At 68.3% G+C, this 21,180-nt stretch carries 17 protein-coding genes and 1 pseudogene; 7 read left to right on the top strand and 11 right to left on the bottom strand.

The annotated features are described in order from the left end of the window. Positions 1 to 28 precede the first annotated feature (28 nt). Positions 29 to 445, top strand: a complete 417-nt coding sequence (locus QE377_RS16260; RefSeq protein WP_307325357.1) for a dinucleotide-utilizing enzyme — start codon at positions 29 to 31, stop codon at positions 443 to 445. Between the two features lie 78 nt (positions 446 to 523). On the opposite strand, the gene QE377_RS16255 is transcribed toward QE377_RS16260, so the two are convergent. Next, positions 524 to 1,444: a heme o synthase gene (locus QE377_RS16255; RefSeq protein ID WP_307325356.1), complete on the bottom strand. Its 921-nt coding sequence runs from the start codon at positions 1,442 to 1,444 to the stop codon at positions 524 to 526. 146 nt (positions 1,445 to 1,590) lie between these two features. Here QE377_RS16255 and tkt point away from each other — a divergent pair, with 146 nt between their 5' ends. Genes tkt through pgl form a run of 6 tightly spaced genes read left to right on the top strand, consistent with a single transcriptional unit; the run spans position 1,591 to position 9,719 of the window. Beyond that, positions 1,591 to 3,690, top strand: coding sequence for a transketolase (gene tkt / locus QE377_RS16250; RefSeq protein WP_307325354.1), 2,100 nt, complete (start codon positions 1,591 to 1,593; stop codon positions 3,688 to 3,690). A 20-nt stretch (positions 3,691 to 3,710) separates the two neighbouring features. Next, positions 3,711 to 4,817 (top strand): transaldolase, encoded by a 1,107-nt coding sequence (tal, locus tag QE377_RS16245; RefSeq protein ID WP_307325352.1) that lies wholly within the window; start codon positions 3,711 to 3,713, stop codon positions 4,815 to 4,817. After that, complete coding sequence (locus QE377_RS16240; RefSeq protein WP_307325349.1) at positions 4,814 to 6,439, top strand: glucose-6-phosphate isomerase; 1,626 nt, start codon at positions 4,814 to 4,816, stop codon at positions 6,437 to 6,439. The genes tal and QE377_RS16240 overlap by 4 nt, the downstream gene beginning before the upstream one ends. Positions 6,440 to 6,452: 13 nt before the next feature. Continuing rightward, on the top strand, positions 6,453 to 8,003 hold the full coding sequence (gene zwf / locus QE377_RS16235; protein WP_307325347.1) for a glucose-6-phosphate dehydrogenase: 1,551 nt from the start codon (positions 6,453 to 6,455) through the stop codon (positions 8,001 to 8,003). Beyond that, entirely contained in the window at positions 8,000 to 8,926 is a 927-nt protein-coding gene (locus tag QE377_RS16230; RefSeq protein ID WP_307325345.1) for a glucose-6-phosphate dehydrogenase assembly protein OpcA, read from the top strand. Before zwf ends, QE377_RS16230 begins: the two co-directional genes overlap by 4 nt. 10 nt (positions 8,927 to 8,936) lie before the next feature. Continuing rightward, on the top strand, positions 8,937 to 9,719 hold the full coding sequence (gene pgl / locus QE377_RS16225; protein WP_373459543.1) for a 6-phosphogluconolactonase: 783 nt from the start codon (positions 8,937 to 8,939) through the stop codon (positions 9,717 to 9,719). Positions 9,720 to 9,774: 55 nt separating this feature from the next. Here the strand turns inward: pgl and QE377_RS16220 are convergent, their stop codons facing one another. The 10 genes and pseudogenes from QE377_RS16220 to uvrA all read right to left on the bottom strand — a co-directional run bounded on the left by QE377_RS16220 (position 9,775) and on the right by uvrA (position 21,146). Beyond that, positions 9,775 to 10,131, bottom strand: coding sequence for an RNA polymerase-binding protein RbpA (locus QE377_RS16220; protein ID WP_243227789.1), 357 nt, complete (start codon positions 10,129 to 10,131; stop codon positions 9,775 to 9,777). A gap of 2 nt (positions 10,132 to 10,133) precedes the next feature. Next, positions 10,134 to 10,385 (bottom strand): preprotein translocase subunit SecG, encoded by a 252-nt coding sequence (secG, locus tag QE377_RS16215; RefSeq protein ID WP_137419120.1) that lies wholly within the window; start codon positions 10,383 to 10,385, stop codon positions 10,134 to 10,136. Between the two features lie 108 nt (positions 10,386 to 10,493). Then, positions 10,494 to 11,282 (bottom strand): triose-phosphate isomerase, encoded by a 789-nt coding sequence (gene tpiA / locus QE377_RS16210; RefSeq protein ID WP_307325338.1) that lies wholly within the window; start codon positions 11,280 to 11,282, stop codon positions 10,494 to 10,496. After that, positions 11,273 to 12,488 (bottom strand): annotated as a pseudogene (pgk, locus tag QE377_RS16205) (phosphoglycerate kinase). The gene tpiA and the pseudogene pgk overlap by 10 nt, the downstream one beginning before the upstream one ends. Before the next feature lie 8 nt (positions 12,489 to 12,496). Then, the gene (gene gap, locus QE377_RS16200) at positions 12,497 to 13,501 is read right to left on the bottom strand and encodes a type I glyceraldehyde-3-phosphate dehydrogenase (protein WP_137417061.1); all 1,005 of its coding nucleotides are present in this window, start codon (positions 13,499 to 13,501) and stop codon (positions 12,497 to 12,499) included. 147 nt (positions 13,502 to 13,648) lie between these two features. Continuing rightward, a complete protein-coding gene (locus tag QE377_RS16195) occupies positions 13,649 to 14,275 on the bottom strand; it encodes a superoxide dismutase (protein WP_137417062.1) in 627 nt (208 codons plus the stop codon). 129 nt (positions 14,276 to 14,404) lie between these two features. Further along, entirely contained in the window at positions 14,405 to 15,382 is a 978-nt protein-coding gene (whiA, locus tag QE377_RS16190; RefSeq protein ID WP_234075379.1) for a DNA-binding protein WhiA, read from the bottom strand. Between the two features lie 41 nt (positions 15,383 to 15,423). After that, complete coding sequence (gene rapZ / locus QE377_RS16185; protein WP_307325331.1) at positions 15,424 to 16,305, bottom strand: RNase adapter RapZ; 882 nt, start codon at positions 16,303 to 16,305, stop codon at positions 15,424 to 15,426. A 27-nt stretch (positions 16,306 to 16,332) separates the two neighbouring features. After that, on the bottom strand, positions 16,333 to 18,246 hold the full coding sequence (uvrC, locus tag QE377_RS16180) for an excinuclease ABC subunit UvrC (protein WP_307325329.1): 1,914 nt from the start codon (positions 18,244 to 18,246) through the stop codon (positions 16,333 to 16,335). 2 nt (positions 18,247 to 18,248) lie between these two features. Further along, a complete protein-coding gene (uvrA, locus tag QE377_RS16175; RefSeq protein WP_373459542.1) occupies positions 18,249 to 21,146 on the bottom strand; it encodes an excinuclease ABC subunit UvrA in 2,898 nt (965 codons plus the stop codon). Positions 21,147 to 21,180 lie beyond the last annotated feature (34 nt).

The raw sequence follows: 21,180 nt of genomic DNA, 5'->3' as shown, positions 1-21,180 counted from the left end.
GTTGCCGCGCGTTCGAGGAGTGATCCACATGACGACCCGTCCCCGCCTGTCCCGCAGCATCCCGTTCTGGGGGCTCATCGCAGGCTCCGCCGCCGCCGTCGGCTTCGGTGCCTGGCTCACGATCGACAAGATCTCGGTCATGACCTCCACCCTCACCGACGGCAGTGCGACCGGCGTCGAGGTGTACGCCGGCCAGGCGTGGGCCCTGTTCGGCGCCGTCATCGCCGGCGCGGGCCTCGTCGGCCTCGTCGCGTCACTCGCGCTCGGTGCGGCACGCAGTCTCGTCACCCCGAAGGTCGACGTCGTGGAGACCATCACGTGGCAGGACGAGGCAGAGCCCGTGGCGGCCGACACCGCGTCCGACGAGCCCGCGGCGCCCGCCGACACGGCGTCGGCGCCGGAGAACGGCCTGGAGGCATCCGCGGAGCAGCCCATCACCCGCTGATCCGGCGACGCTCACGCGAAGCGAAGACCCCTCGGCCCCGTCTTGCGGGCCGAGGGGTCTTCGCGTGTCGCGAAGCGATCAGAACGGCAGCAGCGGATCGATCGCGATGGCGACGAAGAGGAGGGTCAGATAGGTGATCGACGCGTGGAAGACCCTCATCGGGCGCGGTTCGGTGCCGCGCACCGCGCGTGCGTAGAGGCGGTGCGATTCGTAGAGGAACCAGCCGCCGAAGACGAGCGCCGACACCGAGTAGACCATGCCCATGGACGCGACCGGGATCAGCAGCAGCGAACAGGCCACGGTGGCCCAGGCGTACAGGATCACCTGCAGTCCGACCTGGGAGCCCGATCGGGTGGCGCCGAGCATCGGCACGTCGACGTTCTCGTACTGGTCCTTGTACTTCATCGACAGCGGCCAGTAGTGCGGCGGGGTCCACAGGAAGATCAGGACGAAGAGGATCAGCGGCGCCCACGACAGAGAGCCCGTCACAGCAGACCAGCCGATGACGACCGGGAAGCAGCCCGCGATGCCTCCCCACACGATGTTCTGCTCGGTGCGACGCTTGAGCAGGATCGTGTAGACGACCACGTAGAAGAAGATGGCGCCCGCCGACAACGCGGCTGCCAGCCAGTTAGTGGTCAGAAGCAGCCAGACCGTCGACACGACCGCCAGGGTCCACGCGAAGATGAGCGCTCCGCGCGGCGAGACCTCACCGGTCACGAGGGGCCGGTTGACCGTGCGCTGCATATGCGCATCGATGTCCCGATCGAGGTACATGTTGAACGCTGCGGCGGAACCCGCGCTCAGCGATCCACCGATGACCGTCGCCAGCACCAGCCAGAGATTCGGCAACCCGTTCTGCGCCAGGATCATCACCGGCACGGTCGTGACGAGCAGCAGCTCGAGCACGCGCGGCTTGGTCAGGGTGATGTAGGCACGCACCGTCCGACCCATCGAGGGACGGACGGCGGATGCGGGCTCGCCCTGGCTCGTCGTCATGATGTCCATCTGCTGCGTTGTCGCCCCTCGTCAAGCTCCAGACCAGTCTATGCTGAAACCACACGCGCGCCTGCCGTGGTCGTGGCCCTCCCGGGCCGGACTCATCGGACCTCTGTGGCGCACTCCTCTTTGTGAAAGGCGGTCCCGTGGCCGATTTGCGTTGGGATGAGATTGATGCACGCGCCGTGGACACGGCCCGCATCCTCGCGGCGGATGCAGTGGAGAAGGTGGGCAACGGTCATCCCGGCACGGCCATGAGCCTCGCCCCCGCTGCCTACCTGCTCTACCAGCGGGTGCTTCGCCACGACCCCGCCGACCCCCACTGGATCGGCCGCGACCGCTTCATCCTCTCCGTGGGGCACTCCTCCCTCACGCAGTACGTCCAGCTGTACCTGGGTGGATTCGGCCTCGAGCTGAACGACCTCGAGTCGCTGCGCACGTGGGGCTCGCTGACTCCGGGGCACCCGGAGTACGGCCACACCAAGGGCGTCGAGATCACCACCGGCCCCCTGGGTCAGGGGCTCGCGTCCTCCGTCGGCTTCGCATACGCCGCCCGGTACGAGCGCGGCCTGTTCGACCCCGAGGCACCGGCCGGCACCTCGCCCTTCGACCACTTCGTCTACGTCATCGCCGGAGACGGAGACCTGCAGGAAGGTGTGACGAGCGAGGCGTCCTCACTCGCCGGCCACCAGCAGCTCGGCAACCTCGTCGTGATCTACGACTCCAACCAGATCTCCATCGAGGACGACACCAACGTCGCCTTCACCGAGGACGTCGCCGCACGCTACGAGGCCTACGGCTGGCAGGTCCAGACCGTGGACTGGAAGAAGACGGGCCAGTACGTCGAGGACGTCGCAGAGCTCTACGCGGCCATCGAGCGCGCGAAGGGCGAAACCGACAAGCCGTCGCTCATCATCCTCAAGACGATCATCGGCTGGCCCTCCCCCGGCAAGCAGAACAGCGGCAAGATCCACGGCGCGGCACTCGGCGCCGACGAGCTGGCCGCCACGAAGAAGGTGCTCGGGTTCGACCCCGAGAAGAACTTCGCCGTGGCCGAAGACGTCATCGCGCACACTCGCGAGCTCGTGAAGCGCGGCGAACAGGCGAAGGCCGAGTGGCAGCAGTCGTTCGATGCGTGGGCCGCGGCCAACCCGGAGCGCAAGGCGCTTCTCGACCGCCTCGAGGCCCGGGAGCTCCCCGCCGACATCGCCGACGCCCTCCCGGTCTTCGAAGCGGGCAAGGACGTCTCCACCCGCGCCGCCAGCGGCCAGGTCATCAACGCCCTCGCCGCGCAGCTGCCCGAGCTCTGGGGCGGCTCGGCCGACCTGGCCGAGTCGAACCTGACCACCATCAAGGATGCGCGCTCCTTCATCCCGCAGGAGTGGTCGACGCACGAGTGGACCGGCTCGCCCTACGGCCGCGTCCTGCACTTCGGAATCCGTGAGCACGCCATGGGCGCGATCCTGAACGGCATCGTGCTGCACGGACCGACGCGTCCGTTCGGCGGCACGTTCTTGATCTTCAGCGACTACATGCGCCCGCCGGTCCGGCTGGCGGCGCTGATGAACATCCCCACGGTCTTCGTCTGGACGCACGACTCGGTCGCTCTCGGCGAGGACGGCCCCACCCACCAGCCGATCGAGCAGCTGGCGACCCTGCGCGCCATCCCGAACTTCTCGATGGTCCGCCCCGCCGACGCCAACGAGACCGCCGTGGTCTGGCTCGAGATGCTGCGCCGCACCGCAGGCCCCTCGGGCATCGCCCTCACCCGCCAGAACATCCCGGTGTTCGAGCGCGGCGACGGCGCCGCATCCGGTGACGTCTTCGCGTCGGCGGACAACGCCGTCAAGGGCGCCTACGTTCTGGCCGAGGCTCCCGGCGGCATCCCCGACGTGCTCCTGATCGCCACCGGCTCGGAAGTGCAGTTGGCCGTCGAGGCACGCGCGACCCTCGCCCAGGAGGGCGTCTCGGCGCGCGTCGTGTCGGTTCCTTCGCTCGAGTGGTTCGCCGAGCAGGACGCCGAGTACCGCGAATCCGTCCTGCCGTCGTCGGTGAAAGCGCGTGTGTCGGTCGAAGCCGGCTCGGCACTCACCTGGCAGGGAATCGTGGGCGACGCCGGTCGCTCGGTGGCCATCGAGCACTTCGGCGCGTCCGCCGACTACAAGACGCTGTTCCAGAAGTTCGGGATCACCACCGAAGCCGTCGTCACCGCCGCCCGCGAGTCCATCGCCGCGGCAGCCGAGTAAGTACGAGGAGAAGCAAGAAAATGAGCACCCCTACCGAACAGCTCGCCGCGGCGGGCGTCAGCATCTGGCTCGACGACCTCTCGCGTGAGCGCATCACCACGGGCAACCTCAGCGCGCTGATCTCGGACCGCACGGTCTCCGGTGTGACGACCAACCCGACGATCTTCGCCGGCGCCCTCTCGAAGGGCGAGGCGTACGCCGAGCAGGTCGCCACCCTCGCCGCCGCCGGTGCGGACGTCGACACGGCGATCTTCGAGATCACGACGGACGACGTGCAGGCAGCGTCGGACATCTTCCGCCCTGTGTACGACGCCACGAACGGTGTCGACGGGCGCGTGTCGATCGAGGTCTCCCCCGACCTCGCCCATGACACCGCAGCGACCGTGGCGCAGGCCAAGGAACTGTGGGCCAAGGTCGACCGTCCCAACGCGCTGATCAAGATCCCCGCGACCAAGGCGGGGCTCCCCGCGATCACGGAGGTCATCGGAGCCGGCATCTCGGTCAACGTCACGCTCATCTTCAGCCTGGAGCGCTACGCCGCCGTCATCGACGCGTACCTGTCCGGCCTCGAGAAGGCGCGCGACGCGGGCATCGACATCTCCGGCCTGCAGTCGGTGGCATCATTCTTCGTCTCGCGCGTGGACACCGAGGTGGACAAGCGCCTGAAGGCCATCGGCACGGACGAGGCCACCGCGCTGCTGTCCCAGGCGGGTCTGGCCAATGCGCGCCTCGCCTACGAGCTGTTCGAGCGTGAGTTCGGCTCTCCGCGTGCACAGGCCCTGCTCGAGGCCGGCGCGAATCTGCAGCGCCCTCTCTGGGCCTCCACGGGAGTCAAGGACCCGGCGCTGCCCGACACGCTGTACGTGACCGAACTGGTCGCGGCGGGCACGGTGAACACCATGCCGGAGAAGACGCTCGAGGCCACTTTCGACCACGGCGTCATCGAGGGCGACACCGTCACGGGCAACATCGAGGCGGCCCACGCCTTCTTCGACCAGCTCGCCGCGGTGGGCGTCGACTTCGCCGACGTCACCCAGACGCTCGAGGACGAGGGCGTCGAGAAGTTCATCGTGTCCTGGCACGAGCTGCAGGAGACGGTGGAGACGGCGCTCAAGGCTGCGCGATGAGCTTCGACATCCACGTCAGCGGCGACGTCCGCGACGTGGTGGAGGCGGAGCTCCCCGCTCTCGTCGAGTCCCTGATCGCCTCCGGCATCACCGCCGGCGACCCGGACCTCTGGGGTCCGGGCGCCGCCGCGGACGCCGCCGAGCGACTCGGCTGGGTGCAGGCCGTGACCGTGTCCCGACCGCTGGTCGAGGAGATCGTGACGCTGCGCGACGTCCTGCGCGCCGACGGTGTCACACGCATCGTGCTGGCCGGGATGGGCGGCTCGTCCCTCGCTCCCGAGGTGATCGCCGCCACGGCGGGCGTTCCTCTCGTCGTCCTGGACTCCACCGCCCCCGGTGAGGTCGCGGCCGCCATCGGCGGCGACGCGGAGGCCGGCGGTCTTGCACAGACGGCTCTCGTCGTCTCGTCGAAGTCGGGGTCCACGATCGAGACGGACTCCGCCAAGCGCGCGTTCGAGGCCGCCTACCGCGCAGCGGGAATCGACCCGGCCGGCCGCATCGTCGTCGTCACCGATCCGGGTTCTCCACTCGCCCAGTCTGCGGATGCCGACGGCTACCGCCTGTTCACCGCAGACCCCACCGTCGGGGGGCGCTATTCCGCGCTGACCGCGTTCGGGCTCGTGCCGGCAGGCCTGGCGGGCGTGGACATCGACGAGCTTCTCAACGAGGCCGAGGCGACGCTTCTCGAGGTGGCCATCGACGATCCTCGTAACCCTGCGCTCGTCCTCGCGGCGGCCATCGCCGGCGGCGGCGCTGCGCGCAAGGACAAGCTCGGTCTCATCACCGATGGCACGCACATCGTGGGACTGCCCGGCTGGATCGAGCAGCTCGTCGCGGAGTCGACCGGCAAGAACGGCACCGGCATCCTGCCCGTCGTCCTGCTGCCCGTCTCCCCCGAGGTCGAGGAGACCCCCGCTGACCTGCGGCTGCTGCGCCTCGTCGACGACGTGCGCCACGATCACCTGTTCGAGCACCACCGCGGCGAGATCCTCGTCGCCGGATCCCTCGGCGCGCAGTTCGTCGTGTGGGAGTATGCGACGGCCATCGCCGGGCGGATGCTGCAGATCAACCCCTTCGATCAGCCCGACGTGGAGGCCGCGAAGGTCGCTGCTCGAGCTCTCCTGGACGACCGTCCCCAGCCCACCCCCGCCGTCTTCGTGCAGGACGGCATCGAGGTCCGTGTGTCCGATCCGTCGCTTGCCGCGAGCGGCACATTGAGCGGTGTCCTCGACGCCCTCTGGGCCCGCGTCCCCGAGAACGGATATGTGGCGCTGCAGGCATATGTCGACCGACGAGAGCTCGCGCCGCTCGAGGGGCTCCGCGAGCTCGTCGCGGCCGACTCCGGACGGCCCACGACGTTCGGGTGGGGTCCACGGTTCTTGCACTCCACCGGTCAGTATCACAAGGGCGGCCCCGCGGACGGCGTGTTCCTGCAGATCCTGCAGCAGCCCCGTACCGACCTGGCCATCCCCGGCCGCCCCTTCACCTTCGGCGAACTGATCGCCGCGCAGGCCGCCGGCGACGCATCCGTGCTGGCCGACGAGCACGCGCGCCCGGTCGTCACGCTCACCCTCGTCGACGCGCAAGCCGATGTGCTCGCGCTGTTCGACGCCGCCCAGTAGGAGAACACCCTCGATGACTGCCGAGATCTCGCGGGGACACAACCCCCTCCGCGACCCGGATGACCGACGCCTCAGTCGGATCGCTGGCCCCAGCGCCCTCGTGATTTTCGGAGTGACAGGCGATCTGTCGCGCAAGAAGCTCATGCCGGCCGTGTACGACCTCGCCAATCGCGGCCTTCTGCCGCCCGGGTTCGGGCTGGTCGGGTTCGCCCGCCGGGACTGGGAGGACGAGGACTTCGCCGAAGTCGTCCGTGACGCGGTGAAGCAGTACGCGCGCACCGAGTTCCGTGACGAGACCTGGGAGCAACTGCTGCAGGGCATCCGTTTCGTTCAGGGGCAGTTCGACGATCTCGACGCGTTCCGTCGCCTTCGCGAGACCGTCGAGAAGCTCGACGTCGAACGGGGCACGATGGGAAACCACGCGTACTATCTGTCCATCCCGCCGCGGGACTTCCCGATCGTCGCCGAACAGCTCAAGGCCTCCGGCCTCGTGGACGACACCGCAGACGGCGTGGACCGGTGGCGGCGCGTGGTGATCGAGAAGCCCTTCGGCCACGACCTCGAGTCGGCGCGCGAGCTGAACGACGTCGTGCGCTCCGCCTTCCCAGCCGATTCCATCTTCCGCATCGACCACTACCTGGGCAAGGAGACGGTCCAGAACATCCTGGCGCTGCGGTTCGCGAACGAGCTCTACGAGCCCATCTGGAACCGCAACTACGTCGACCACGTTCAGATCACCATGGCCGAAGACATCGGCGTGGGCGGGCGCGCGGGGTACTACGACGGGATCGGCGCAGCGCGCGACGTCATTCAGAACCACCTGCTCCAGCTCCTGGCTCTCACGGCCATGGAGGAGCCCATCACCTTCGACGCTGCGCAGCTGCGCGCCGAGAAGGAGAAGGTCCTCGCGGCGGTGACCCTGCCCGATGACCTCTCCACGGCCACCGCTCGCGGACAGTACGCCGGCGGGTGGCAGGGCGGCGAGAAGGTGCTCGGCTTCCTCGAGGAGGACGGCATGGCCGCCGACTCGACGACCGAGACCTATGCCGCCATCAAGCTCGACATCAACACGCGCCGCTGGGCGGGTGTCCCGTTCTATCTGCGCGCCGGCAAGCGACTCGGCCGTCGGGTGACCGAGATCGCCGTGGTCTTCAAGCGTGCGCCCGAGCACCTGTTCGGGCGCAGTCAGACCGACGGCCTCGGCCAGAACGCGCTCGTGATCCGCGTCCAACCCGATGAGGGCGTCACGATCCGATTCGGATCCAAGGTGCCGGGCGCCGACATGCAGGTGCGCGACGTGACGATGGACTTCGGCTACGGACACGCATTCACCGAGGCCAGTCCCGAAGCCTACGAGCGACTGATCCTCGACGTGCTCCTGGGCGACCCGCCGCTGTTCCCTCGCCATGAAGAGGTGGAACTCAGCTGGAAGATCCTCGACCCGATCGAGAAGTTCTGGTCGGAACAGTCCGGCCCGCTCGAACAGTACTCCCCTGGTTCGTGGGGACCGCAGTCCGCGGACGAGCTCCTCGCCCGCGATGGTCGCACCTGGAGGCGCCCGTGATCATCGATCTGCCCGACACCACTGTCAGCAAGATCTCCCGCGCCCTCGTCAACGTACGGGAGGAGGGCGGAGCGGTCGCTCTCGGCCGCGTCCTGACGCTCATCATCGCGACACGTCGCGGCATCGAGGAAGAGGCGATCGAGGCGGCGAACGACGCGTCCCGCGAACACCCGATGCGGGTCATCGTGCTCATGCTCGACAACCCGAAGGCAGAGCCGCGTCTGGATGCGGAGATCCGCGTCGGCGGCGACGCCGGCGCGAGCGAGGTCATCCTGCTGCACGCCCACGGGCCCGCGGGCTCGAACGCCGAGAGCCTCGTGACGGGCCTCCTCCTGCCCGACGCTCCCGTCGTCGCCTGGTGGCCCGCGGACACTCCCGAGGTTCCGTCGCGTTCCGACATCGGCAAGATCGCCCAGCGTCGGATCACGGATGCCGCGATGCAGAGCGATCCACACGAGTGGGTGCTCAACCTGGGCGGCCACTACGCGCCCGGTGACACCGATCTCGCGTGGACGCGTCTCACACGCTGGCGGGAGCAGCTCGCGGCGGTGCTGGATCAGCCTCCCTACGAGCCGATCACGGCCGTGGAGGTCCTGGGCGGCGGCGACTCCCCCTCGACTCCCCTGCTGGCGGCCTGGCTCCGCCTCCAGCTGAAGGTCGATGTGACCTGGCGCTATCTGGACGGCGACGAGTGGGCGAGCGGGATCAAGTCGGTGCGGCTCACGCGTGCCAGTGGCGACATCGTGCTCGAACGTCCCGACGCGCTGACGGCGGTGTTGACGCAGCCGGGACAGCCCAGCCATGAGTTGGCTTTCCCGCGGCGGTCGCTGCGCGAGTGCCTGGCCGAAGAGCTGCGGCGACTGGATGCCGACCTGCTGTACGGTCGCGTCGTGACCGAGGGCAGCGCCCTCATCGAGCACTGATACGAGGAGCATGATGCCCGAGGCCACCGAGAAGCAGGTCGTCGTCCGTTCGGACCCCGACCGGATCGCGCGCGCTGTGGCCCGTCGCCTCCTCAGCCGGATCGCGAAGCGCGTCGTGGAGGGGAAGCCGGCCCACATCTCGTTGACCGGCGGGTCGATGGGCGGGCGCGTTCTCGCCGCCGTCGCCGAGAATCCGCGGTGCCACGAGATCGACTGGTCGCTCGTCCATTTCTGGTGGAGCGACGAACGGTTCGTGCCGCGGGGATCCGAGGATCGCAACGACGCCGAGGCCTTCACCGCTCTGCTCCATCGCATCCCGGTGCCGGCGGAGAACGTGCACACCATGGCCGCCAGCGACGACGGGCTCAGTATCGAAGATGCCGCCGCGGCATACGAGGCCGAGCTCGCCCGCTTCGCGGATCCGAGCGTCGGCGCGTGGCCGTCGTTCGACGTCTGCTTCCTCGGGGTGGGACCGGACGCGCACATCGCCTCGCTGTTCCCCGATCGTGGCGAGATCCAGGTGACCGATCGCGCGGCATTGGCCGTCCGCGACGCGCCGAAGCCGCCTCCGGAGCGGATCACGGTCACACGGCCAGTGATCAACTCCGCCAAGCGCGTGTGGCTGGTTCTCGTCGGTCCGGACAAGGCGTCCGTCCTCGGGCTCGCTCTTGCAGGAGCCAGCTATCAGAGCGTTCCTGCGGCCGGTGCGAAGGGACGCAAGCGCACCGTGTTCTTCGTCGACGAGGCGGCCGCGGCGAAGGTACCCGTCGAGTTGATCGACAGCGACTACTGACAACACGAGAGGAGCCCCGGTCATCGACCGGGGCTCCTCTCGTGTGAGTTGCGGATCAGTCCTGACCGCGGCGCTCACGCAGCTTGTGCAGCGCCTCATCGAGGAGCTGTTCGGCCTCGTCGTCCGTGCGACGCTCCTTCACGTAGGCGAGGTGCGTCTTGTAGGGCTCCGGCTTGGCCAGCGCGGGCGGATTGGCCTGGTCGCGGCCCGCCGGAAGACCCGAATGCGGCGAGTCGATCGTCTCCGGAATCTCCTCCTCGGCGATGCCCGCGGCGAAGTACCGCACCGTCTCATTGCCCAGAGCGTCCCAGTACGACACCGCCACGCGGTCGGCATGGTAGCCGTGGTCCTGTTCGCCCATCGGCCCCGCTCCCACGCGGGTACCCCGGATCGCGTTTCCCCCGGTGGCCATGATCAGACCAGTCCGGTGAACTTGGTGACCAGGCCGAGAGCCACGATCGAGATGAACCAGACGAGCGCGAGAACGATCGTGAAGCGGTTCAGGTTGCGCTCTGCCAGGCCCGAGGAGCCCAGGGACGAACTCATACCGCCTCCGAACATGTCGGACAGACCGCCGCCGCGCCCCTTGTGGAGCAGGATCAGCAGCGTCAGCAGCAGGCTCGTGATGCCGAGGAGCACCTGGAGCACGAACTCGAGAATCTGCACTGTGTTCGTCACCCTTCTTGGCGATCTCGAGATCGCACAAGGTACAAGTATAGCCATCGGGCCGACCAGAGCCGTGAGACGGGGCCGCGCCCCGTCTCACGGCCGAGATCAGACGCCGACGTGCTTCTGGTAGCGGATGATCGCCGCGAACTCCTCGGCGACCAGGCTGGCACCGCCGACGAGCGCGCCGTCCACGTCGGGCTGGCGCATGAACGTGGCGATGTTGCCAGACTTCACGGACCCGCCGTACAGAACGCGGGTTCGCTGAGCGGCCTCCTCGCCCAGGACCTCTGCCACGACGCCGCGAAGCGTCGCGCAGACATCCTGCGCCTGCTCGGGCGTAGCCGCCTGGCCGGACCCGATGGCCCAGACGGGCTCGTACGCGACGACCACGTCCGCATCAGCCGAGACGCCCTCAAGGGAGACCCGCAACTGACCGACCGGCACGGCGCTCGCACCGAACTTCTCCAGGTCCTCCGCCGTCTCGCCGACGCAGATGACCGGGCTCAGCCCGTGGCGGAGCGCCGCCTGGACCTTCGCTGCGACGACCTCGTCCGTTTCGCTGTGGTACTCACGACGCTCGGAGTGACCGATGATCACGTACTTCGCATCGAGCTTCGCCAGGAACGCACCGGAGATCTCGCCCGTGTAGGCGCCCGAGTCGTGTGTCGACAGATCCTGCGCGCCGAGGGCGAACGGGATCTTGTCGGCGTCGATCAGCGTCTGCACCGTCCGCAGGTCCGTGAACGGCGGGAAGACCGCGACTTCGACGCTGTCCTGCTCGTGCTTCGCGTCCTTCAGCGTCCAGTAGAGCTTCTGAACGAGCGCGACCGCCTGCAGGTGGTCGAGGTTCATCTTCCAGTTGCCCGCGATGAGCGGGGTGCGTGTCACTGCCATCCGAGGACCTCCAGTCCGGGAAGCTTCTTGCCCTCGAGGAACTCGAGGCTGGCGCCGCCGCCGGTGGAGATGTGGCCGAACTGATCGTCACGGAAGCCGAGCTGACGGACAGCCGCGGCGGAGTCCCCTCCACCGACGACCGACAGGCCTTCGACCTCGGTCAGTGCCTTCGCGACCGCGCGTGTGCCGTCGGCGAACGCCGCCATCTCGAACACGCCCATGGGGCCGTTCCAGAACACGGTCTTGCTCGCGGCGATCGCCGCCGCGAACGTCTTCGCGGTCTCCGGACCGATGTCGAGTCCCAGACCCGAGGCACCGAATGGAGTGTCCTCCAGGGCATCGACCGCGGCGACCACGTGCTCCGCATCCGCCGAGAAGGATGCGGCCACGACGGCGTCCACCGGAAGCACGATCTTCACGCCGCGCTCCTCGGCGGCGGACAGGTAGCCCTTGACCGTCTCGATCTGGTCCTTCTCGAGCAGGCTCGCACCCACCTTGTGACCGAGAGCGGCGAGGAAGGTGAACATCATGCCGCCGCCGACGAGCAACGTGTCCACGCGGGGCAGGAGGTGCTCGATGACGCCGAGCTTGTCGCTCACCTTCGAGCCGCCGAGCACGACCGCGTACGGACGCTCGGGGTTCTCGGTCAGGCGGTCGAGCACGTCGACCTCCTTCTCGATGAGCAGACCCGCTTGCCGAGGGGAGGAGCTCGGCCAGCTCGTAGACGCTGGCCTGCTTGCGGTGCACGACACCGAATCCGTCGGAGACGAGAGCGTCGCCGAGCGCGGCGAGCTCCTGCGCGAAGGCGCGGCGCTCGTCCGCATCCTTCGAGGTCTCTCCGGGGTTGAAGCGGAGGTTCTCGATGATGGCGACGTCGCCGTCGGCCAGCGAGGATACCGCTTCTTGCGCCGAGACGCCGACGGTGTCGCGTGCGAAGGCGACGGGCTTGCCGAGCAGCTCGGACAGTCGCTGCGCGACCGGCTCGAGGCTGTACTTCGGGTTGGGTTCGCCGTCGGGACGCCCGAGGTGGGAGCAGACGACGACGCGGGCGCCCTGGTTGATCAGGGCGTTGAGGGTCGGCAGCGTAGCCCGCACGCGACCGTCGTCCGTGATGACCCCGTCCTTGAGAGGAACGTTGAGGTCAGCACGGACGACGACGCGGCGGCCTGCGAGCGACCCCAGCGAATCGAGGGTGCGCAGTGCCATGGTGTGGATCAGAGACGCTCGGCGACGTACTCGGTCAGGTCGACGAGACGGTTGGAGTAGCCCCACTCGTTGTCGTACCAGCTGGAGAGCTTCACCTGGTTGCCGATGACGCGCAGCAGACCGGCGTCGAAGATCGACGAGTGCGGGTCGGTGACGATGTCGCTGGAGACGATCTCGTCCTCGGTGTACTTCAGGATGCCCTTGAGGGGGCCCTCGGCCGCAGCCTTGTACGCGGCCTTGATCTCGTCGACCGTGACCTCACGCGACGCCTCGACCGTGAGGTCGGTGATGGAGCCGGTGGGCACGGGCACACGCAGCGCGAAGCCGTCGAGCTTGCCCTTGAGCTCCGGCAGCACCAGGCCGATGGCCTTCGCGGCGCCGGTCGAGGTCGGCACGATGTTGATCGCGGCGGCACGCGCGCGACGAAGGTCGCTGTGGGGGCCATCCTGCAGGTTCTGGTCGGCCGTGTACGCGTGGACCGTGGTCATGAGGCCGCGCTCGATGCCGAAGTTGTCGTTGAACACCTTCGCCAGCGGGGCGAGGCAGTTCGTGGTGCAGGACGCGTTCGAGATGATGACGTCGGTCTCGGGGTTGTAGTCGCCCTCGTTGACACCCATGACGATGGTGACGTCGTCACCGGTCGCGGGAGCCGAGATGAGGACCTTCTTCGCGCCGCCGGCGATGTGCTTCTTCGCGTCCTCGGCCTTGGTGAAGCGACCGGTGGACTCGATGACGATGTCGACGCCCAGCTCGCCCCAGGGGAGGTTGGCGGGGTCGCGCTCGGCGAGCACCTTGATCTTGTGACCACCGACGGTGATCGAGTCTTCGTCGTACGTGACCTCTGCGTCCAGACGACCCGTGATGGAGTCGTACTTGAGCAGGTGGGCCAGAGTCTTGTTGTCGGTGAGGTCGTTCACCGCCACGATGTCCAGGTCCGCACCCTGCGCGAGCGCTGCGCGCAGGTAGTTGCGTCCGATGCGGCCGAAGCCGTTGATGCCGATCTTGACAGACACGGTGTCTCCCGTTTTCTCGTCGCGCCGCAGCGCCTTTTCCATCCCGGGTTGTCCTCCCGGGGTGAGCCGTGCGTGGGTGCGCATCGACTCGGAGAGGGGGATGCCGGAGCCCCCGCACGGCGAGGGCTCCGAGGCATCCTCACCTGATCATGACCCTACCAGCAGGCCCGCCGTCTTCTCTCGCGCCGTGACAAAGCGGGACTGGACGTTGGACCAGTCGGCGATGTTCCAGAACGCCTTCACGTAGTCGGCACGGACGTTCTTGTAGTCGAGGTAGTACGCGTGCTCCCAGACGTCCAGCAGCAGGAGCGGAACGCTGCCTGCGGCGAACTGGGACTGCTGGTCGAAGAACTGCTGGATGATGAGGTTCTCGCCGATCGAGTCCCAGAACAGACCCGCCCAGCCCGAGCCCTGCACGCCCAGAGCAGCAGCGGTGAAGTGCGCCTGGAACTTGTCGAACGAGCCGAAGTGGTCGTCGATGGCGGCCTCGAGCTCGCCGGTCGGCTTGTCGCCGCCGTTGGGCGAGAGGTTCGTCCAGAAGATCGAGTGGTTGGTGTGACCGCCGAGGTTGAACGCGAGGTCCTTCTCGAGCTTGTTCACGTTCGCGAGGTTTCCGCTGTCGCGGGCCTCCGCCAGCTGCTCCAGCGCGGTGTTCGCGCCGGTGACGTAGGCCTGGTGATGCTTGCTGTGGTGCAGCTCCATGATCGTCGCGCTGATGCTCGGCTCGAGCGCGGCATAGTCGTAAGGGAGCTCGGGCAGCGTGTACTTCGCCATGTTCTCTTCCTCCTGTCGGGCGCAGCGCCGAACGCCTCGGCGATGCGGGGATGACGCCTTCATCCTACTGAGGGAGAACCGAGCGAGGCAGGGGTTGATTCCTTCGATGACGTCGCCCCGTCGGAGCGGTCAGTCCTTGGCGGCGGCGGGCACGGCGGACTCCGTGTCCGGCAGACCCTCGGTCTCGGCCTTCTTGTCGGCCATCGCCAGCAACCGGCGGATGCGGCCGGCGACGGCGTCCTTGGTCAACGGCGGGTCGGCGTGATGGCCGAGCTCGTCCAGGCTCGCATCGCGGTGCGCGAGGCGGAGTTCACCGGCGGCACGCAGATGCTCGGGCACGGTGTCGCCGAGGATCTCGAGCGCGCGCTCGACGCGCGCGCACGCGGCGACGGCAGCCTGCGCGGAACGTCGCAGATTGGCGTCGTCGAAGTTCACGAGGCGGTTGACCCCCGCACGGACTTCGCGACGCTGACGCAGCTGCTCCCACTCCTGAGCGGCGCGACGCGCGCCCATCTCGTGCAGCACGGCGCGGATCGCGTCGCCTTCCCGGACGACGACGCGCGGGAGCCCGCGCACCTCGCGCGCCTTGGCGGCGATCCCGATGCGGTGAGCGGCGCCGACGAGCGCCATCGCGGCCTCACCGGACGGGCACGCGATCTCGAGAGCCGCAGAGCGGCCGGGGTCGCTGAGGCTGCCCGCGGCGAGGAATGCACCGCGCCAGATGGCGGCGAGATCGTGACGAGCGCCCGTCGTCAGGCGATTCGGCAGCCCCCGCACCTGACGGCGACGCTGATCGAGCAGACCCGTCTGGCGGGCGAGGGTCTCGCCGCCGTCGATCACGCGCACCGCATACGTCGTGCCCGGCCGGCCCGAGGTGCCCTGCACGTGCGCGAGCTCGGGCCGCACACCGTACAGGTCGACCAGTTCGCGGGCCACGCGTCGCGCGAGAGCCTCCGAATCGACCTCCGCCTCGACGGCGACGCGCCCCGCGATCGCGTGAAGCCCGCCGGCGAACCGCAGGATAGCGGTCAACTCGGCCACTCGGGCACTCGGACGCGGATCGCGACCGGCGATCAGTTCGGCCTTCACATCGGCGGTCAGCGGCACGGTACTCCTTGTGGGAATGGGGAACGGGACGACGTTCCAGCCTACTCTCGCCCCAGGTCCCGATGTGTGACGCCGACGGCCACATCCGGCATCTCGGACAATCGTGCAGCGATCTCCCGCGCCATGACGACGGACCGGTGCTTGCCACCCGTACAGCCGATCGCGATGATCGAGTGCCTCTTGTTCTCCCGCTGATACCCGGCGATGACGGGGGCCAGCGCGGCGGTGTACGCGTCCAGGAACTCACGCGCTCCGGGCTGCGAGAGCACGAAGTCGCGCACCGCCTCGTCTTCGCCCGTGAGCGAGCGCAGCTCATCCGTCCAATAGGGATTGGGCAGGAAGCGCATGTCGGCGACGAGGTCCGCGTCCGCCGGGAGACCGTACTTGAACCCGAAGCTCATCACCGAGACCGTGTGCAGCGGGCTTCCCTCGGCGGAGAACAGCTCGGCCGCCCGCGTCGTGAGCTGGTGGATGTTGTAAGACGAGGTGTCGATGATCAGGTCGGCGCTCTCGCGCAGCGGAGCCAGGCGCTGACGCTCGCGGTGGATGCCGTCGACGATCGTTCCCGTGCTCTGCAGCGGATGCGGCCGTCGCACGGCTTCGAACCGCCGCACGAGAACCTCGTCGCTGGCGTCGAGGAAGACGATGCGCAGCCGTCGATGCGCACGAAGGGCGTCGGCGATCTCGGGCACGCGCCCGAACAGCTCCCGCCCGCGTACGTCGACGACCACAGCGACCCTCGGGACCGCACCCCCGGCCAGCTCCGAGAGCTCGAGCAGCGGGCGCAGCATCTGGGGAGGAAGGTTGTCGACCACGTACCAATCGAGGTCTTCAAGGGCGTTCGCGACGGTCGAGCGCCCCGCGCCCGACATGCCGGTGACGATCAGCACCTCTCCGGCGTTCGCCGTGTCCGGGTCCGTCATCCCTCTCCCCTGTCCGCCTCGCCCAGACTATCGACTCGTCAGGTGCTCATGCACGGCCGTCGCCAGCTTGGGTCCGATGCCGGGGAGTTCGGCGATCTGTTCCACCGTCGCACCGCGCAACGCCGTGACCGAACCGAAGTGACGCAGCAGCGCCCGGATGCGCGCAGCGCCGAGACCGGGAATCTCCTCCAGCACGCTGGAGATGTCGCGCCGACGGCGTTTGCGCTGGTGTGTGATCGCGAACCGGTGCGCCTCGTCGCGCAGGCGCTGCACGAGATACAGCGCCTCCGAGGTGCGGGGCAGGATGACCGGGTACTCCTCCCCCGGCAGCCAGATCTCCTCCAGCCGCTTGGCGATGCCGCACAACGCGATCTCGGTGTGGCCCGACTCCTCCAGCGCCCGCGCGGCCGCCGCGACCTGCGGCTGGCCGCCGTCCACGATCAGCAGCTGCGGCGGATAGGCGAATCTCGGACGCTTTCGCACGGTCGCCACCTCGCCGTCGGCGGATGCCTGTTCGGCATCGATCGCCGCGGCGGCGATCTCGACGTCGTCCGCGTCCTCGGGGCGATCGAGGTGGGCGAGGCGACGGGTCAAGACCTGGTACAGCGAGTCCGTGTCGTCCGTCGTCTCCGCGACCGAGAAGGACCGGTACTGGTCCTTGCGCGGCAGGCCGTCCTCGAACACGACCATCGAGGCCACCACGTTGGTGCCCGCCAGATGCGAGACGTCGAAGCACTCGATGCGCAACGGCGCCGTCGCGAGCCCCAGCCCCTCCTGGAGGTCGGTCAACGCCTGCGTCCGGGCGACGTAGTCACTCGTGCGCCGGGTCTTGTGCAGCATGAGCGCCTGCTGCGCGTTGAGCGTGGCCGTGCGCATGAGATCGGCCTTGCCGCCGCGCTGGGCGATCTGAATCGTGACGTTCTTGCCGCGCTTGCCCCGCAGCCACTGCTCGAGCTCCGCGACATCGTCCGGAAGGGCCGGCACGAGGACCTGCTTCGGGATGTCGGCGGCAGCCGCATCCCCGTACGTGCGCTGGAGGACCTGGTCCACGAGCTCGGCACCGGAGATGTCGATCTCCTTCTCGATCGTGGTCGCGCGCACACCGCGCACGCGACCGCCGCGCACCACGAAGTGCTGCACGGCGGCTGCCAACTCGTCCTCCGCGATGCCGAACAGATCCGCGTCCGTGTCGTCGGAGAGCACCAGGGCGCTCTTGCCCAGAACGGCCTCGATCGCCTGCAGCTTGTCGCGGTACCCGGCTGCGGCCTCGTAGTCCATCGCTGCGGCGGCCTCTCGCATCCGGGCCGTGAGAGCCCGCGCGAAACGCTGGTCGCCGCCCGCCATGAAGGCGATGAAGTCATCGACGATCGCGCGGTGCTCCTCGATCGTGACCTTCATCGAGCACGGACCGCCGCAGCGCCCGATCTGCCCGGGGAAGCAAGGGCGTCCGGTCGCCATCGCCTTCTTGTAGGACGCATCCGAACAGGTGCGGATCGGGAAGACCTTGATCATGAGGTCGATCACGTCGTGCACGGCCCAGACCTTCGGATACGGCCCGAAGTACTTCGCCCCCTTGATCCGCCGGTTGCGGGTGACGATCACCCGCGGCGCCGCGTCCGCCAGGGTGATCGCCATGTAGGGGTAGGACTTGTCGTCCTTGTAACGCACGTTGAAGGTCGGCGAGAACTCCTGGATCCACATGTACTCCAGCTGCAACGCCTCGACGTCGCTGCCGACGACCGTCCACTCGACCGACGTCGCGGTGGTGACCATGCGGCGCGTGCGCTCGTGGAGGGTATGCAGTGGAGCGAAGTAGTTCGAGAGCCGCGCGCGCAGGTTCTTCGCCTTGCCGACGTAGAGGATGCGGCCCTCGGCGTCACGGAAGCGGTAGACCCCCGGGCTCGTCGGGATCTCCCCCTGCTTGGGTCGATAGGGCAGCACGCTCAGCCGGCCTTGCGCTGTTCGGCGACGCCCAGCACCTCCGCGAGGAACGCGCCGGTGTGGCTCTCGGACACCTGGGCTACCTGCTCCGGCGTGCCGGTCGCGACGATCGTCCCTCCGCCGGAACCGCCCTCGGGGCCGAGGTCGATCACCCAGTCGGCCGACTTGATCACGTCGAGGTTGTGCTCGATCACGATGACGGTGTTGCCCTTGTCGACGAGGCTGTTGAGCACCTCGAGGAGCCGGCTCACGTCCTCGAAGTGCAGACCCGTCGTCGGTTCGTCCAGCACGTAGATGCTGCGCCCGTTCGAGCGTCGCTGAAGCTCGGTCGCGAGCTTCACGCGCTGCGCCTCGCCCCCCGAGAGGGTCGTCGCCGACTGTCCGAGACGGACGTAGCCGAGACCCACGTCGACGAGCGTCTTGAGGTAGCGGTGGATCGCCTGGATCGGCTCGAAGAACTCCGCCGCCTCGGCGATGGGCATCTGCAGAACCTCGGCGATGTTCTTGCCCTTGTAGTGCACCGTGAGCGTGTCGCGGTTGTAGCGCTGGCCGTGGCAGACCTCGCAGTCGACGTACACGTCGGGAAGGAAGTTCATCTCGATCTTGATCGTGCCGTCACCCGAGCACGCCTCGCAGCGCCCGCCCTTGACGTTGAAGCTGAACCGTCCGGCCTGATAGCCGCGCGCCTTGGCTTCGAGGGTCTCCGCGAACAGCGTGCGGATGCGGTCGAAGACGCCGGTGTAGGTGGCGGGGTTCGATCGGGGCGTACGACCGATCGGGGCCTGATCGACGTGCACGACCTTGTCGAGGTTCTCCAGGCCTGTCACCCGCGTGTGCTTGCCGGGAACGCGGCGCGCGCCGTTCAGCCGTGACGCGAGCACCTCGTAGAGGATGCCGTTGACGAGCGATGACTTGCCCGACCCGCTGACGCCGGTCACAGCGGTCAGCACACCCAGCGGGAAGGTCGCGGTGACGTTCTTGAGGTTGTTCTCGCGCGCGCCCACGACCGAGATCTGCCGCTTCTTGTCGATCTTGCGACGCTTGGCCGGCACCGCGATGGAACGCCGGCCGGACAGATATGCGGCGGTGAGCGACTCGGACTCCTCGAGCAGCTGCGGGTAGGTGCCGGAGTGCACGACGCGTCCGCCCTCCACGCCCGCGCGCGGGCCGATGTCGACGATCCAGTCCGCGGCCTGGATCGTCTCCTCGTCGTGCTCGACGACGATGAGCGTGTTGCCGAGGTTCTTGAGCGCCAGCAGCGTTTCGATGAGTCGCCGGTTGTCGCGCTGGTGAAGGCCGATGGAGGGCTCGTCGAGCACGTAGAGCACGCCGGTGAGGCCGGAACCGATCTGTGTCGCGAGCCGGATGCGCTGCGCCTCACCCCCGGAGAGCGAGCCCGCCGCACGGGACAGGCTCAGGTAGGTGAGGCCGACCTGGATGAGGAAGTTCAGACGGGCGCGGATCTCGCGCAGCACGGCGGCGGCGATCTTCGCCTCCCGGTCTGTCAGTTCGAGGCCGTCGAAGAAGCCCTGCGCGTCGATGAGACTGAGACTCGAGGCGTCGGCGATCGAGTGGCCGTGCACCTTGACGGCGAGCACCTCCGGCTTCAGGCGCGTGCCGTCGCACACCGGGCAGGGCACCTCGCGGAGATACTCCCCCCACCGCTGCCGGGCGCTGTCGGACTCGGCCTGCTGGTACTGACGCTCGATGTACGGCACGACGCCCTCGAAGCCGGAGGTGTAGCGCATCTCGCGGCCGTAGCGGTTCTTCCACTTCACCGAGACCTTGAAGTTGTCGCCGTGCAGCACCGCATCCTTGACGTCCTGCGGGAGCTTGCGCCACGGCGTATCGAGTGAGAAGCCGAGGTCGGAGGAGAGTCCTTCGAGCAGGCGCTCGTAGTACTGGAACAACCCCTTGCCCTGCGTCGTCCACGGCACCAGGACGCCCTCGCGGATCGAGAGGTCTTCGTCTCCGAGCATGAGCTCGACGTCGACCGACATCCGCGTGCCGAGGCCCGAGCACGTCGGGCACGCACCGAACGGAGCGTTGAAGGAGAACGTCCGCGGCTCGATCTCGGTGAGCTGGAGAGGGTGTCCGTTCGGGCACGCGAGCTTCTCGCTGAAGTTCTGCCATGCGTCGTCGCCCTCTTCGTCGACGAAGTTGACCTGCATGACCCCGCCCGCGAGACCGAGAGCCGTCTCGACCGAGTCCGTGACGCGCGAGAGGATGTCGGCGCTGGCGACGAGCCGGTCGACGACGACGGCGATGTCGTGCTTGTAGCTCTTCTTCAGCGTCGGCGGCTCGGACAGCTGGATGAGCTCGCCGTCGACCACGGCCCGCGCGTAGCCCTTCGCGCTGAGCTCCTTGAAGAGGTCGACGAACTCCCCCTTCTTCTGTGTGACGACGGGCGCCACGATCTGGTAACGCGTGCGCTCGGGCAGCGTCATCAGCTGGTCGGCGATCTGCTGCACGGTCTGACGCTGGATGACCTCGCCGCACTCCGGACAGTGCGGCACGCCGATGCGCGCCCACAGCAGGCGCATGTAGTCGTGGATCTCGGTGATCGTGCCGACCGTGGAACGCGGGTTGCGGTTGGTGGACTTCTGGTCAATCGACACCGCGGGGCTCAGCCCTTCGATGAAGTCGACGTCGGGACGATCCACCTGCCCCAGGAACTGGCGCGCGTAAGAGCTCAGCGACTCGACATACCGGCGCTGCCCCTCGGCGAAGATCGTGTCGAACGCGAGGCTCGACTTGCCGGATCCGGAGAGACCCGTGAAGACGACGAGGCAGTCGCGAGGGATGTCGAGGTCGACGCCGCGCAGGTTGTGGACCCGGGCGCCACGGACACTGAGAGTTCCGGCGTCGTGGGCGAGTTCGGAGACAGGCGAGATGGGCACCACGCAAGTCTAGGCAGGGCCACGGACACGGGCT

Source organism: Microbacterium sp. SORGH_AS_0862 (assembly GCF_030818795.1).
Classification (GTDB): domain Bacteria; phylum Actinomycetota; class Actinomycetes; order Actinomycetales; family Microbacteriaceae; genus Microbacterium.
Note: the sequence above shows the minus strand (reverse complement) of the source record. Positions and strands in the feature narration are given on the sequence as shown.

Bases quoted from the DNA above. Each gene is read 5' to 3' on its own strand.
- zwf (WP_307325347.1), top strand. From the start codon at position 6,453: ATGACTGCCGAGATCTCGCGGGGACACAACCCCCTCCGCGACCCGGAT.
- QE377_RS16260 (WP_307325357.1), top strand. From the start codon at position 29: ATGACGACCCGTCCCCGCCTGTCCCGCAGCATCCCGTTCTGGGGGCTC.
- pgl (WP_373459543.1), top strand. From the start codon at position 8,937: ATGATGCCCGAGGCCACCGAGAAGCAGGTCGTCGTCCGTTCGGACCCC.
- QE377_RS16255 (WP_307325356.1), bottom strand. From the start codon at position 1,444: ATGACGACGAGCCAGGGCGAGCCCGCATCCGCCGTCCGTCCCTCGATG.
- tpiA (WP_307325338.1), bottom strand. From the start codon at position 11,282: ATGGCAGTGACACGCACCCCGCTCATCGCGGGCAACTGGAAGATGAAC.
- QE377_RS16240 (WP_307325349.1), top strand. From the start codon at position 4,814: ATGAGCTTCGACATCCACGTCAGCGGCGACGTCCGCGACGTGGTGGAG.
- QE377_RS16220 (WP_243227789.1), bottom strand. From the start codon at position 10,131: ATGGCCACCGGGGGAAACGCGATCCGGGGTACCCGCGTGGGAGCGGGG.
- tal (WP_307325352.1), top strand. From the start codon at position 3,711: ATGAGCACCCCTACCGAACAGCTCGCCGCGGCGGGCGTCAGCATCTGG.
- rapZ (WP_307325331.1), bottom strand. From the start codon at position 16,305: ATGACGGACCCGGACACGGCGAACGCCGGAGAGGTGCTGATCGTCACC.
- QE377_RS16195 (WP_137417062.1), bottom strand. From the start codon at position 14,275: ATGGCGAAGTACACGCTGCCCGAGCTCCCTTACGACTATGCCGCGCTC.